13 protein-coding genes are annotated in these 13154 nt (G+C 42.2%); 5 read left to right on the top strand and 8 right to left on the bottom strand.

Annotated elements, in window-relative coordinates; all coding sequences use genetic code 11:
- The first annotated feature begins 91 nt into the window (after positions 1-91).
- Positions 92-760, top strand: coding sequence for an MIP/aquaporin family protein (locus tag QM867_RS04460; RefSeq protein WP_315640473.1), 669 nt, complete (start codon positions 92-94; stop codon positions 758-760).
- Between the two features lie 217 nt (positions 761-977).
- On the opposite strand, the gene queF is transcribed toward QM867_RS04460, so the two are convergent.
- From queF to QM867_RS04425, 7 genes are all read right to left on the bottom strand, one after another.
- Entirely contained in the window at positions 978-1469 is a 492-nt protein-coding gene (gene queF / locus QM867_RS04455) for a preQ(1) synthase (RefSeq protein WP_248034826.1), read from the bottom strand.
- A gap of 18 nt (positions 1470-1487) precedes the next feature.
- Positions 1488-2204 (bottom strand): 7-carboxy-7-deazaguanine synthase QueE, encoded by a 717-nt coding sequence (gene queE / locus QM867_RS04450; protein WP_075231901.1) that lies wholly within the window; start codon positions 2202-2204, stop codon positions 1488-1490.
- Positions 2197-2640: a 6-carboxytetrahydropterin synthase QueD gene (gene queD, locus QM867_RS04445; RefSeq protein ID WP_125415378.1), complete on the bottom strand. Its 444-nt coding sequence runs from the start codon at positions 2638-2640 to the stop codon at positions 2197-2199. Before queD ends, queE begins: the two co-directional genes overlap by 8 nt.
- The gene (gene queC, locus QM867_RS04440) at positions 2640-3293 is read right to left on the bottom strand and encodes a 7-cyano-7-deazaguanine synthase QueC (RefSeq protein ID WP_414315243.1); all 654 of its coding nucleotides are present in this window, start codon (positions 3291-3293) and stop codon (positions 2640-2642) included. Before queC ends, queD begins: the two co-directional genes overlap by 1 nt.
- A 201-nt stretch (positions 3294-3494) precedes the next feature.
- Entirely contained in the window at positions 3495-3809 is a 315-nt protein-coding gene (trxA, locus tag QM867_RS04435; protein WP_296174180.1) for a thioredoxin, read from the bottom strand.
- 15 nt (positions 3810-3824) lie between these two features.
- Positions 3825-4046 carry a DUF4649 family protein gene (locus QM867_RS04430; RefSeq protein ID WP_000570255.1) on the bottom strand — a complete coding sequence of 74 codons (222 nt, stop codon included), beginning with the start codon at positions 4044-4046 and terminating at the stop codon, positions 3825-3827.
- Between the two features lie 100 nt (positions 4047-4146).
- Positions 4147-4527 carry a MarR family transcriptional regulator gene (locus QM867_RS04425; protein WP_125411151.1) on the bottom strand — a complete coding sequence of 127 codons (381 nt, stop codon included), beginning with the start codon at positions 4525-4527 and terminating at the stop codon, positions 4147-4149.
- A gap of 279 nt (positions 4528-4806) precedes the next feature.
- Here QM867_RS04425 and QM867_RS04420 point away from each other — a divergent pair, with 279 nt between their 5' ends.
- The 3 genes from QM867_RS04420 (at position 4807) to QM867_RS04410 (ending at position 6726) form a co-directional block, all read left to right on the top strand.
- Positions 4807-5181 carry a CidA/LrgA family protein gene (locus tag QM867_RS04420; RefSeq protein ID WP_000781321.1) on the top strand — a complete coding sequence of 125 codons (375 nt, stop codon included), beginning with the start codon at positions 4807-4809 and terminating at the stop codon, positions 5179-5181.
- Positions 5178-5873 (top strand): LrgB family protein, encoded by a 696-nt coding sequence (locus tag QM867_RS04415; RefSeq protein ID WP_248034829.1) that lies wholly within the window; start codon positions 5178-5180, stop codon positions 5871-5873. Before QM867_RS04420 ends, QM867_RS04415 begins: the two co-directional genes overlap by 4 nt.
- Before the next feature lie 190 nt (positions 5874-6063).
- Positions 6064-6726, top strand: a complete 663-nt coding sequence (locus QM867_RS04410; RefSeq protein WP_248034830.1) for a hypothetical protein — start codon at positions 6064-6066, stop codon at positions 6724-6726.
- A gap of 110 nt (positions 6727-6836) precedes the next feature.
- Here the strand turns inward: QM867_RS04410 and QM867_RS04405 are convergent, their stop codons facing one another.
- A complete protein-coding gene (locus QM867_RS04405; RefSeq protein WP_414315242.1) occupies positions 6837-12470 on the bottom strand; it encodes an SIALI-17 repeat-containing surface protein in 5634 nt (1877 codons plus the stop codon).
- 283 nt (positions 12471-12753) lie between these two features.
- Between QM867_RS04405 and QM867_RS04400 the strand changes: the two genes are divergently transcribed.
- Positions 12754-12999, top strand: a complete 246-nt coding sequence (locus QM867_RS04400) for a YneF family protein (RefSeq protein ID WP_153224876.1) — start codon at positions 12754-12756, stop codon at positions 12997-12999.
- Positions 13000-13154 lie beyond the last annotated feature (155 nt).

Here is a 13154-nt window from a genome sequence, read left to right as displayed (position 1 = left end):
GAAAATTTGCACAAAATTTCCAAGCACATTTCTTGAAACCCTTTCCTTCTTCTGATAGACTAATACATAGTTTGAAAAAAGGAGACTTAATATGAAAAAATTTGTTGCTGAATTAATCGGTACTTTTATGCTTGTGTTCATCGGAACAGGAGCTGTTGTTTTTGGAAATGGTGTTGAAGGTCTTGGACACCTTGGGATTGCTCTTGCCTTTGGTTTGGCAATCGTAGTCGCAGCTTTCTCAATCGGAACTGTTTCAGGTGCTCACTTGAATCCAGCTGTTTCTATCGCTATGTTTGTTAACAAACGTTTGTCATCTTCAGAGCTTGTAAACTACATTCTTGGTCAAGTAGTCGGTGCTTTCCTTGCATCTGGATCTGTACTCTTCCTCTTGGCAAATTCAGGTATGTCAACTGCAAGTCTTGGTGAAAATGCCTTGGCAAACGGAGTAACTGTCTTTGGTGGTTTCTTGTTTGAAACAATCGCAACATTCTTGTTTGTTTTGGTGATCATGACTGTAACATCAGCAAGCAAAGGGAATGGCGCAATCGCTGGTTTGGTCATTGGTTTGTCATTGACAGCTTTGATTCTAGCTGGCTTGAACATCACTGGACTTTCAGTAAACCCAGCTCGTAGCTTGGCTCCAGCTGTCTTGGTAGGTGGCGCAGCCCTTCAACAAGTTTGGATTTTCATCCTTGCACCAATCGTTGGTGGAGTTCTTGCAGCTCTTGTTGCTAAAAACTTCCTTGGAACTGAAGAATAATTGAAACTCAAAAAGCCTTGCTCCTCAGCTTGAGGAACAGGGCTTTTTCGTATGATACTCTTCGAAAATCTCTTCAAACTACGTCAGCGTCCATCTGCAACCTCAAAACAGTGTTTTGAGCTGACTTCGTCAGTTTTATCTACAACCTCAGAGCAGTGCTTTGAGCAACCTGCGGCTAGCTTCCTAGTTTGCTATTTGATTTTCATTGAGTATGAGTTTAGCGGTTGTCAATTTTCTCTGGATAAAGGTCGTGTTGGAAGAGGCGTTGTTCTGCCAATCCTTCATACTTGGTTCTAGGTCTACCGTAGTTGTAGTAAGGGTCGATTGAAATGCCACCGCGTGGAGTGAATTTTCCCCAGACCTCTAAATAGCGAGGGTCTAGCAAGTTGACCAAGTCTTTCCCGATGGTATTGATACAGTTTTCGTGAAAATCCCCATGATTTCGGTAACTAAAGAGGTAGAGTTTGAGGGATTTTGACTCGACGCAGAGCTTGTCAGGAATGTAGGAAATATAAATCGTTGCAAAATCTGGCTGAGCAGTGATAGGGCACAGGGAGGTAAATTCAGGACAGTTGAATTTGATGAAATAGTCATTTTCCACATGACGATTGTCAAAAGATTCGAGGACTTCTGGTTGATAGTCGAAAATGTAGTTGGTTTCTTTATTGCCTAGTAGGCTAAGGTTTTTCATTTCTTCTTGTTGTGACATGATTTTTTCTTTCTAATCTTAAACACCACGTTGGTTATCGTATAGGAGGGTATGGAGTTGAGGAAGGACGCGGACATTGCCCCAGCTATCGTCAGTAGCAACGCGTTCCCAGAGTTCTTTGAGGCGGTCCAGTTGGTCTTGGACAATATTTCCTGTAGCCTTGGGTTCAGGATTTCCAGCCGATAAGAAGAGGACATCTGGTTGGTAGCGTTCTTGTATCCCTTTAGCAAAGGTCAAATCTGCATCGTCAAAGACAGGGATTTTAAAGGTGACCTTGTTTGGATCCAGTTGGGAAACAATGAAGTCCAAGGTCTCAAAGTTGACTTCCATCTTGGATGAAGGAGGTTTGGGACTGAGAGTGACCTGGTCGATATCTTTCAACCAATTTTGCCAGCGGGAGCCTTGAGTTTCAACAGCTAGAGTGACACCGCGTTCCTTGAGCTTGGTGACCAGTTCAGCCATGTTAGCTGCTAGGATAGCAGGATTTCCGCCAGACAAGGTAACGTAGTCGTAGCTCCCCAATTTATCTAATTCAGCAATGACCTCATCAGCTGTCATGCGAGTTGGTTTTTCAGAACCATCCCAAGTAAAGGCAGAATCGCACCAGTCGCAGTGGTAGTCGCAACCTGCAGTGCGGACAAACATGGTTTTCTGCCCAATAGCACGACCTTCACCTTGAAAGGTTGGGCCAAAAATTTCCAGAACTGGTAGTTTGAGGACACGTTCCCTAGTCATCTAACCACTCCCGTCTAAATTCCGCAAAGGCAGTCGGAGTCTCATAGAGGCGAACGTATTCCAAACGGAGACCACGTTCGTCTGGCAACTCTTGGTTCATAGTTTGAAAAATCCAGTAAACCATATTTTCAGCAGTCGTGTTCATATAGGGAAGAGTTTCATTGAGATAGCGATGATCCAAGTGGGGTTCTAAGTAGTCCTTGTAGATCGCTTTGATGTCTCCAAAATCGTAGGTCATACCACGTTCATCTAAAAATCCACTGACAGCAATCTGCAGATGATAAGTGTGACCATGCAGAGATTTGCATTTTCCCTCATAGTGAAAGAGGTGGTGGGCGGCATCAAAGGTAAATTCTTTTGATACTAAGGTTCTGTGAGGATTGTAGACAAGAGATTCCCCTGTTTCCTGTTTGATTTCTTTGGGTGCAAAAAACATTAGGCCTCTCCTTTCTGTGAGAGATAAACATCTAACCCATGTTGACGTAGGTGGCAGGCTGGACAATCCCCACAGCCACTGCCGATAATTCCATTGTAGCAGGTCAAGGTCTTTTCGCGAACATAGCCAAAGGCACCGAGTTGGTCAGCTAATTCCCAAGTTTCAGCCTTGTCCAGCCACATGAGAGGTGTTTGGATAACGAAGTCGTAATCCATGGCAAGGTTGAGCGTCACATTAAGGGATTTGACAAAGACATCTCGACAATCAGGGTAGCCAGAGAAATCTGTCTCACAGACACCTGTCACGATGTCTTTAATGCCACGTTGCTTGGCAAGAACTGCCGCAAAGGATAGAAAGAGGTGGTTGCGACCATCAACGAAGGTATTGGGAACCTCTCCCTCTTTTTGCTCAATCTCCATATCAGAGGTCAGGGCATTTTCAGTGATTTGTCCCAGCAGAGACATATCTAGGATATGATGACGGATCCCCTGTTCCTCAGCAATTTCTCTAGCGACTTGAATTTCGAGATGATGGCGTTGGCCGTAGGCAAAGGTGACGGCTTCGACCGTTTCATAGTGTTTTTTAGCCCAAAAGAGGCAGGTTGTAGAATCTTGACCGCCACTAAAGACGACCAAGGCTGATTGACGTTTCATAGTACTCCTTCCAAAGTGGGGAATGTTCAGAGCACGCAAAAAGCTCCCTTGAGGGAGCTAAAAAATACCAAGTCAAGGTTTTTTTTAGCGATGGCATGTCCCAAACATCGTAATATTCTACCTATAGTCTAGCATATTTTTTGAAAAATGGCAAAGGGCAAGAAAAAAGAGACCAGAGCAAGTACTTGGTCTCTAATATGATTAGCTCAATTCAGCAACGATGGCCTTGATTTGTTCTGCTGTGTGAACACCAGCAACTTGTTTGATAACTTGGCCGTCTTTTTTGAAGAGAAGAGTTGGGATAGACATGATTCCAAAAGCACGAGCTGTGTTTGGATTTTCATCAACGTCCATTTTAACGATTTTCAAAACATCTTCTGAAAGTTCTTCAGATAATTTGTCCAAGATTGGACCTTGCATACGACATGGACCACACCAAGTTGCCCAGAAGTCTACCAAGACCAAACCGTCTTTTGTTTCTTGTTCGAATGTTGCATCTGTAATTGCTTTTGCCATTGTATTTCTCCTTTTTTAGTTATATTGGCTTAAATCTTGTTTCTTGAGATAGAAGAAGATATCTCCGTAAGTTCCATGGTAGTCCAAATCATGACCGTTGTAAGTCAATTTTTGAACAGGGTAGTAGTCTGCGACGCCGATAAGGCAAGCTTGTTGTGAACGATCAAAGTCTTCATAAGATTCGAAGGTTACAGTTCTTTCGTTCTTGCTGGCATCTAGATAGGTAATTTCAATCATTTTAAAAACTCCTTTATTTTAATGATGACTTTATTTTACTCCTTGTAAAAGAGAATGTCAAGAAAAATGATTGCGCACGCAACTTTTTTCTAAAATCATCTTAAATCAAGAAATCCAAACCAGTTTCCAAGCTTTCTTCGACAGCCTTCTGTAGAGAGGCCAGTGTTTTTTGCCCATCACTTGTCAGGCAGATAAAGCTAGAGCGTCTATCTTGATCACAACACATGCGACTAAGCAGACCGCAATTTTTAGCTTCCAAGCGAGCCACCATCCGAGAAACAGCGCTCGGGCTCAGATGAAGCTTATCTGGCAGGTCAATCTGTCGTAGAGATTTTTCTTGGGCCAAGTCCAGATAGTAGAGCAGGTAAAATTCTTTCAAGGTCAGACTTTGTTCACTCTGATTAGCAACGGTCTCTTCCAAGAGACTTTCAATTTCTTTCTGACGCCGATTGAAGTCAAACCATTTTTCCAAATAGGTCATAGTATCTCCTTTCTTTTTAGAGTTATAAATAGAAGAATGTCCATTCACGGACAGTCTTTGTATCACAAGATGATTGCGCATGCAATAATTATACTACTTTTCAAGAAAGCTGGCAAGAAGGACACTGAATCTTTTATCCTAAATTACGCTGTTTTCACTAGTCTTTAATTGTCTATATTCCCTTTTCTCCCTATTTTTATTAACTTTTGTGTATTTCCTTGAAATTTTCTGAAAAAAGAGTAAACTGGTATGCAAGAAGTCTATTTCGTGGAGTTTAGGATGAAATTATATGTTCAATTAATGATTCTTTTTGTGATTTCTCTAATCGGAGAGGGGATCTCTAGTTTCTTTCATTTGCCCATTCCAGGCAGTATTATCGGCTTGATTATTCTTTTTCTAGCCTTGCAGTTCAAGTGGCTGCGTATCCGCCATGTCAATATGGTGGGGAACTTTTTGCTGGCCAACATGACCATCCTCTTTCTACCTCCTGCGGTTGGAATTATGGAAAAGTTTGATGTGATTGCTCCCTATCTCCTACCTATTGTCTTGATTGTCTTTTTTGCGGCAGTAATCAATATCATCTTGATTGCGCTTGTGGTTCAATTTATCAAAAAACGCTATGAAGGTGACTACGAAGAAAGAGGTGCTAAATGAGCGAATTTGTATCCAATCCCCTTTTTGGGATCGCCCTGTCCATCTTAGCCTATCTTGGGGGAATGATGATTTTCAGACGCTATCCTCATCCCTTAACGACTCCCTTGTTGCTGTCAGCTATTTTTATTATCATCTTTCTAAAGGTAACTGGCATTTCCTACCAAGATTACTACCAAGGTGGGGTTTATCTTAACAACTTGATTGTTCCTTCAACAGTGGCTCTAGGAATTCCCCTTTATAAGAGTTTCCACTTGATGAAGCATCATGCTCGCAGTATTCTCTTTGGTAGTTTGCTGGCGGTAGTGGTCAATACCTCTTTCACAGCCCTTGTGGCCAAAATCTTTGGTATGGACTTTTTCCTAGCTATTTCCCTCTTTCCTAAGTCAGTAACGACTGCTATGGCAGTGGGAATCACAGAAAAGTTGCAGGGCTTGACTACTGTGACTCTAGTAGTTGTCGTAGCGACTGGTATTTTGACCAGTGTAATCGGACCAACACTTCTAAAATGGCTAAAAATAGACGATCCAGTAGCTGTTGGACTAGCCCTGGGTGGAACAGGACACGCTGTTGGAACTGGAACGGCCTTTCGCTATGGACCAGTTGCAGGTGCTATGGGAGGATTAGCTATTGGTGTTACAGGTGTTCTCTATGTATTTATCAGTCCTATTGTAGCTAATTTGATCTTGAGTTAAAAAGCAAGGGTTAAGAATTTGGAGAACATCGGTTTTATTTTAGGGTGAGGATGAAAAAGATTGTCCTGTGACCCGAAACTATATCTATCTATCTAGGACTTAAGAGTTGAAGAAAAGTGGCGTCAAGGGGATTTTACAGAAATGAATAGAGATAGTTTATGAATGAAAAATTAAATTTTTAAAGAAATATGTGATATCTGGAGAGCTGGTCGAGATTTTATCTAATTTTAAAAATCTGTCCAATCATCCTATTCCACAATATTGGCGGGATGCGTTTCAAACATCAGATTTTTCTAAAAGAAAACAAATCATCCTAGGAGAATGGAAAAAATATCTAGCTGAAGAACTCAGCAATACGATCTCTTATCTAGAAGAGTTTCTGGAGGCTATAGACCTTATCAAAATTGGACCTACCTATTCCTTGCTTTATTCCATTAGAACTTATCAGAGCAAGAGTCTAGTATTTTATGAGGGTAAAATACCGATTTCGGACCGAGAGTTTACAGACCACTTTAATCAGTCAAAACTAGAACTTGACGGGAGTATCCGTGATTTCTATACACATATTCATGAAGGGTTTAATGACTATACCAGTAAAAGCATGGGCTTAGACGATCTAGATATGATTGAACCAATAGCTGATTATGATTGGGAATTTGAGGATCAGTTAACAAATGACATTTCCAGTTATTACAATTTTTTTAGCAATGGTATGGGAAAGTATCTCGTATTAGACTTATCTAAACCAATGAGTCAAGGTGGAGTGTTCTGGTCAAAGGATGAGTTACCCATTTACCCAATCCCTTTTTGGGATTATGTAGATGAATGGATTATTCTGGGGCTTGATTTCTAGGTGTTTGATTGTCAGTGACTTTATTGATAAGGTTAAAACAGAAAAAGGATGGAATGATTTTCCATCCTTTTTTATCTAGGAATAAATTTTTATTCCTGGGGGGACAATGTTTAATCTTTCTTACCTTTTAGTAAGAAGGCAGCCGAGAGGGCTAGGCTGAGGCTCGCCATAAAGAGGAGGGGACTAGTCTGTTCACCAGTAGCTGGAAGTTGTTTTTCATTCGTAGAGGCTTTGTCATTGACATCATTACTTTCAACCAATGGTTTTGTAGTTTCTAGGTTTCTTTCTTCCATATGAACTGGGATAGGTTTAATAGTTGATCCTTCTGTCTTGTAAACAATAGCATAGGTGTTCAGGTCAAGAGCGATAAACTCAAGATACCCATCTCGGATGGTGAACTCTTGTGATTTTAAGTCTTTTGTCGGAGTCAACTGATAGAGTTCTTGGACAGCACCTGAAACTGGTAAACGAACGAGTACAGCACCTTTTGGTTGAACTAATTTGCCATCTTTATCCTTGAGTTGAAGGGCATAAGCATCGTATATCTTGCCTAAGAGTTCTTTGTTTTCAACTTTTTGACTGTCAAGATAACTTGCTCCTTCGAGTTCAGTTGTTCCACTAATAACTTGAGCTCTTGTGGTCTTATCTTTCATTACTTTGAGTTTAAACTCAGGAAGTGTGATGCTTGGTGCTTCTTGGTCTCCTGCAGTCCCTATAGGCTCAGTGTATTCAGGGATAACCACAGAAGGCGCTTCTTGATCTCCTGCAGTTCCAATAGGCTCAGTGTATTCAGGAATTACAACGGAAGGTGCTTCTTGGTCTCCTGCAGTCCCGATAGATTCAGTATATTCAGGGATTATCACGGAAGGTGCTTCTTGGTCTCCTGCAGTCCCGATAGGTTTGGTATATTCAGGAATTACAACGGAAGGTGCTTCCTGGTCTCCCGCTGTGCCGATAGGCTCAGTGTATTCGGGGATTTCCACAGTAGGTGCTTCCTGATTTCCCACAGTTCCAATAGGTTTGGTATATTCAGGTCTTTCCACAGTAGGTGCTTTCTGATCCCCAGCAGTTCCGATAGGACCAGTGTATTCAGGTCTTTCCACAGTAGGTGCTTTCTGATCCCCAGCAGTTCCGATAGGACCAGTGTATTCAGGTCTTTCCACGGAAGGTGCTTCTTGATCCCCAGCAGTTCCGATAGGACCGGTGTATTCAGGAATTTCCACAGAAGGTGCCTCCTGATCCCCAGCAGTTCCGATAGGACCAGTGTATTCAGGTCTTTCCACGGAAGGTGCTTCTTGCTCCCCAGCAGTTCCGATAGGCTCGGTGTATTCAGGAATTACCACAGAAGGTGCTTCCTGGTCACCTGCAGTGCCGATAGGTTCTGTGTATTCAGGAATTACTACAGAAGGCGCATCTTGGTCTCCTGCAGTACCGATAGGTTCAGTGTATTCAGGAATTATTACGGAAGGTGCTTCTTGGTCACCTGCAGTGCCGATAGGATCTGTGTACTCAGGAATGGTTACAACTGGAGCAGGCTCATCCCCTTTACTTGTAAGGATTTTTTCTTCAACTGGAGCAGTTTCGTCCTTAGGAAAGACAGTTACAACAGGACTAGTAGTTGTTGTATCTTTGATGGCATAAGCTTCTATCGAATTGCCAGCTTTACGATCTGTAGCCTCAGGAATATCTAGTTGAACCTTGTTGTCCTTAATGGTTAATACTGTTTGTTCGCCCGATGTGACAAGATGGTCCTCATCGATTTTTCTGAGTAGAAGAGGATCTTTGATGCCAGGGAATTTCACAGCGATAGCGTCCCAATTACCAGCTGGTAAGGTTAGAGTAACAGTCTTGTCTTCTTTCTTAACGGCTTCAAGGCTTGGACTATCGAGTGACACGGACGGAGCTTTTAAGATATCAAAGGAATCAAGAGAAACTTTCTTTCGTCCTTGGGGAGAATTCGGATCTACTTTCAAAGTAAGAACGTGATCGCCATCTGCTAGATTGGTAAATTCGCCAATTAATGCACCTTTTTCAGTCGCTCCCGGAGTGTAGAAATCAAGAGCTGGCATCTCTTTTCCATCCAGTGTGACAAGTGCCTTTCCTAGTGATGCTGTTTTTAATCCATAGATTCGGATACCTGTTCCAGAGAATGGAATGGTTGCAGTGGCTTCAGAAGCGAGGCTATCATCAGCGTTGATGTCAGCGTATTTTTCTGTAGAAGCATAGAGTTCTGCATCGCTCCAATCCTTAAACATGGAACCATACTGGATACGAGGGTCACGGTCGTCGATTTTCTCAACAGTTGCTCCTTGTCCTGGGAAGACTTTGAAGTAATCGAGAGAAATTTTTGCACGCTCATTGGCACGTCCTTTGTGCTCGCGCTTAACAGTGATGGTCATCAAATGAGGACCTGAGGATAGATTTGTGTAGCGTCCTATCAATACCCCTTTTTCAGTTGCTCCTGCTGTATAGAAGTCAAGTTCTCCAACAGACTTGCCATCGATTTTAACGTCAGCAAGTCCCAATTGAGATGACTTGAGTCCGTAGATTTCAATACCAGGTCCATTGAATGGAATGGTTGCAGTCGCATCTTTATCAGAATAATTTCCATTTGAGATATCAGCGTATTTCTCTGTTCCACCAAATAGTTCTGTGTCAGACCAATTTCCAAAGGCAGAGCCGTACTGAATGCGTTTGTCACGGTCATCTACCAACTCACTAAAGGCATCAATAGAAGCAGCATCTGAAACTGGTGTTGAACGTTCGCCCATCATAGCTTTAACAGTATAGGTATAGGCATGGCTAGAATCAATTGAGCGATCGATAAAGTGAGTTTGGTTGGTGATAAACTCACGGACAGTAGAAGCTTGGCTATTTTCATCCTTGCTTTCTCGTTGGATGACATAATGACTTGCTCCCTTGACTGGGTTAAAGTCAAGTTCAGCCGTCATGGCATCTTTTCGAACAGCTGTCAAACGAGTCACACGTCCAGGGAAGTTTTCAAAGGTAATGACATCGCCCTTTTGAGTAGCAAGCTGAATACGGTTATCTTTGATACGGGTAGCTTGTACTTCCTTACCGTTTACCTTGACAATGCTAGCTTCAATATTTGGATAGTCTACAACCAAATCTCCACCAACATTTGAAAGGAAGGTGAGGGATTCAAGATTCTTTTCTTGCCATTTCATGCTGACTTCAAAGTTGCCACGGGCTACAAGACCAGAAACTTGCCCGTCTTTCCAAGCATCTGGAAGGGCTGGTAATGGTGCGATATAACCTGTGTGAGACTGAAGGAGCATTTCTGCCATACCGCTGGTTGCGCCAAAGTTACCATCAATTTGGAAAGGCGCGTGCGTATCCCAGAGGTTTTCTAGGGTTGAAGATTTGAGCTGTTCAGCCAATAAACGGTGGGCACGATTTCCATCTAGAAGACGAGCCCAGAGGTTGATTTTATTGGCCTTAGACCATCCAGTACCACCATCTCCACGGTGATTCAAGCTAGCACGCGCAGCCTCAAGGTACTCAGGTTGATCCTTGCTAAATAGGGTACCAGGGAAGAGTCCGACCAGATGAGAAACGTGACGGTGGTGATTTTCAATGCCTTCGTTGGTGAATTGCGGGCTGTCTTCTTCGTACCATTCCTTGATACGGCCGTCTTGGTTGATATGAAGTGGTTTGAGCTTATCAAATTTAGCCTTCACTTCTGTCACCAAATCTTGGTCGACCTTCAGATGATTGGCTGCTTCCATGTAGTCGTGGAAAAGTTGCCAAACTAGAGACTGGTCGAAGGTATTCCCAATAGTGATAGTTCCATGCTCTGGTGAGTAGGATGGAGAAGAAACCCAGCGGTCACTAGCCTTGTCGTAGTGCAAGAAGGAATTCCAGAACTTGGCTGTTTCCTTGAGCATTGGATAAATCTTTTCTTTGAGATAAGTTTCATCCTTTGTGAATTTGTAGTAGTCATAGACGTTCTGCATCATCCAAGCATTGGCAGCAGGAGACCAACCCCAATAGTAATTCCAACCAGGAGTTGTCCAGCCAAATGGTGTCGCCTGAGTATGAACCAACCAACCGTTTTCTTGACCTTCTTTGGATTCGATACCTGCGTATTCTTTAGCAGCGATACGGCCATAGTAGCGCATATCGTCAATGTAATTGATCATTGGCTTGGCTGTTTCAGCAAGATTGCTCATGTAGGCAGGCCAGTAGTTCATCTGTAGGTTGACATTGAGGTGATAGTCAGAGTTCCATGGTGGATTATCTACAGCATTCCAGACTCCTTGCAAGTTTGCAGGAAGGGCGTCTGTCCGATCACGAGAAGAGCTGATCAGGAGGTAACGTCCGTATTGGAAGAAGAGTTCTTCTAGCTTTTGGCCTTTTGTTGGATTATAGGTTTGAAGAGCTTCTTTTGTAGTTTGATTAGACTTGCTACCGCCGAGGTTTAATTGAACACGGTTGAAAAGACTTTGATAGTCCTTAATGTGGTCATTTTTTAGAGTTTCATAGTCTTTGGCTTTAGCAGCTTCAACGATAGATTTGACAGTTTTTTCTACATCAATATCCTTGCGGTAATTGGTTTTCGGATTTTGAGCAAAATTAGTCTTGGCGCTAAGTAGCAGTGTTGCATAACTTGCTCCTGTAACTGTCAAATAACCATCTTGAGCAGTGACTTGTCCGTCAGTCTTGATACCAAGATAAGAGGCAAATTGAAGGCCGTTATCTTTAACAGTACCCTTGAGCAAAATACCATTAGAATCTACACTGACAGTCCCTTTTTTGTAATTAGAATTATCCCAAGAATACTGTCCGTTAGCAATTAGGTCTTCTGTTAAGCTATTCCAAAGGGTAAAATCAAGCGTCTTATCTCCCTTTTTAGTCAAGTGGGTAACAGTGACGTCGTCTGGGAAGCTAGAGAAGGTCTCGCGTTTGAAGCTTGTCCCGTCTTGGGTATAAGAGGTAGTTGTGATAGCTTCAGAAATATCCAAGCCACGGTGATAATCTGTGACAGTATCTAACCCTTTCTTCTGGTTGTTAAAGACCATAAAGATATCACCGAAGGCTAAGTAGCGACCATATTGGGCATTATTAGGCCCAACGAGATTTCTTTCAGCTAGGCGTTTGGCTTTTTGACGGTCACCGTCCTCTAAGGCTTTACGGATTTCTGTTAAGACCTTGTAGCGATCTTTGTAGTTTCCGCCGTTGTAGTCTTGACTATCTGGTTGCGGGCCTCCAGACCAAAGTGTTTTTTCATTGTACTGGATTCTTTCTTCACCAATCAAACCAAAGACTTTGGCACCCATTTCTCCATTTCCGACTGGCAGGGCTTGTTTTTCCCATCCGTCATAGGAAGGAGCAGTTGGTTGGTTGTAATGTAGTTCGTAATGTTCTTGTTTGTTCACAGGAAGTTCTGGTTTCTCGCTCTCCTTATTTTCAGCAGGAGGAGTAGCTGTGCTAGTATCTGACTGACTACTTGTTTGAGGTAATTCTGGCTCTGCGATGGTTTGCTTCTCAGATGATTCAGCTATAGGCTGAGTCTCTGTGTTAGAAGCAATAACTTCCTCAACTTTCGTATCCGGTTTAGCAGAGGTTTCAGTAATTGTTGCCTCACTTTCCGGAATCTCGATACCATCAGCAGCCACACCCTGTGCTGCTAAAAAAACAGCTCCTAGTAAAACAGAGGCAGCTCCGATGCTCAATTTTCGGATGCTATACTTGCAGGATTTTTCCCAATATCTTTTATCCACAAAATTCTCCTTTCCCTCGTATGGAAGCGCATACATTTTCTTTTAAAAAAATAAGTCTTCAGAAATATATGTGATTTTTTCGGATAATCTTAATATAACAAATAAATGGAATTATTGCAAGGGCTTTCAAGGAAAATGGGCTTATTTTACTAAGTTTTACTAAGTATGAAGTATCTGCTAATTACTTAGGAAATCACAGTGGATGTAAGCGTAAATCAAACTAGTCAGGCGGGGGACTTTATGGTATAATATAGAAGACTCAAAAAGAAACAGGAGAAATATTATGGATCTTATTTTGGCAATTGTCTTGATTGTTTTAGCTTTTCTAGGGGGAGCTCTTGGAGGAATGTACTTGGTACGTAAGCAAATCGAAAAAGAATTTGCGGATAACCCACGTTTGAACGCAGAAGCAGTTCGTACTCTCTTGAGTGCAAATGGTCAAAAGCCAAGCGAAGCTAAGGTACAACAAGTGTACCACCAAATCATTCGCCAACAAAAAGCAGCCTTTGCTAACAATAAAAAGAAATAAATAGGAAAAGTCTGGGATGAAAGTTCCAGACTTCTCACTATATTTGACTTATATTTAAGGATAAGACTTTTTCCTTGCATTCTATTGATATTTGATTATGATTAAGAGGGAGACAGTCGGGAGCTACCCAGTCTGTCAGAAATTTCAGGAAGAAA

Origin of the sequence: Streptococcus infantis, assembly GCF_047463635.1 — a bacterium.
GTDB classification, from domain to species: Bacteria; Bacillota; Bacilli; order Lactobacillales; family Streptococcaceae; genus Streptococcus; species Streptococcus infantis_W.
This window is presented reverse-complemented; position numbering and strand designations above follow the sequence as displayed.

Bases quoted from the DNA above. Each gene is read 5' to 3' on its own strand.
- QM867_RS04460 (WP_315640473.1), top strand. From the start codon at position 92: ATGAAAAAATTTGTTGCTGAATTAATCGGTACTTTTATGCTTGTGTTC.
- queD (WP_125415378.1), bottom strand. From the start codon at position 2,640: ATGTTTTTTGCACCCAAAGAAATCAAACAGGAAACAGGGGAATCTCTT.
- queE (WP_075231901.1), bottom strand. From the start codon at position 2,204: ATGACTAGGGAACGTGTCCTCAAACTACCAGTTCTGGAAATTTTTGGC.
- QM867_RS04430 (WP_000570255.1), bottom strand. From the start codon at position 4,046: ATGATTGAAATTACCTATCTAGATGCCAGCAAGAACGAAAGAACTGTA.
- queF (WP_248034826.1), bottom strand. From the start codon at position 1,469: ATGTCACAACAAGAAGAAATGAAAAACCTTAGCCTACTAGGCAATAAA.
- QM867_RS04420 (WP_000781321.1), top strand. From the start codon at position 4,807: ATGAAATTATATGTTCAATTAATGATTCTTTTTGTGATTTCTCTAATC.
- QM867_RS04425 (WP_125411151.1), bottom strand. From the start codon at position 4,527: ATGACCTATTTGGAAAAATGGTTTGACTTCAATCGGCGTCAGAAAGAA.
- QM867_RS04400 (WP_153224876.1), top strand. From the start codon at position 12,754: ATGGATCTTATTTTGGCAATTGTCTTGATTGTTTTAGCTTTTCTAGGG.
- trxA (WP_296174180.1), bottom strand. From the start codon at position 3,809: ATGGCAAAAGCAATTACAGATGCAACATTCGAACAAGAAACAAAAGAC.
- queC (WP_414315243.1), bottom strand. From the start codon at position 3,293: ATGAAACGTCAATCAGCCTTGGTCGTCTTTAGTGGCGGTCAAGATTCT.
- QM867_RS04415 (WP_248034829.1), top strand. From the start codon at position 5,178: ATGAGCGAATTTGTATCCAATCCCCTTTTTGGGATCGCCCTGTCCATC.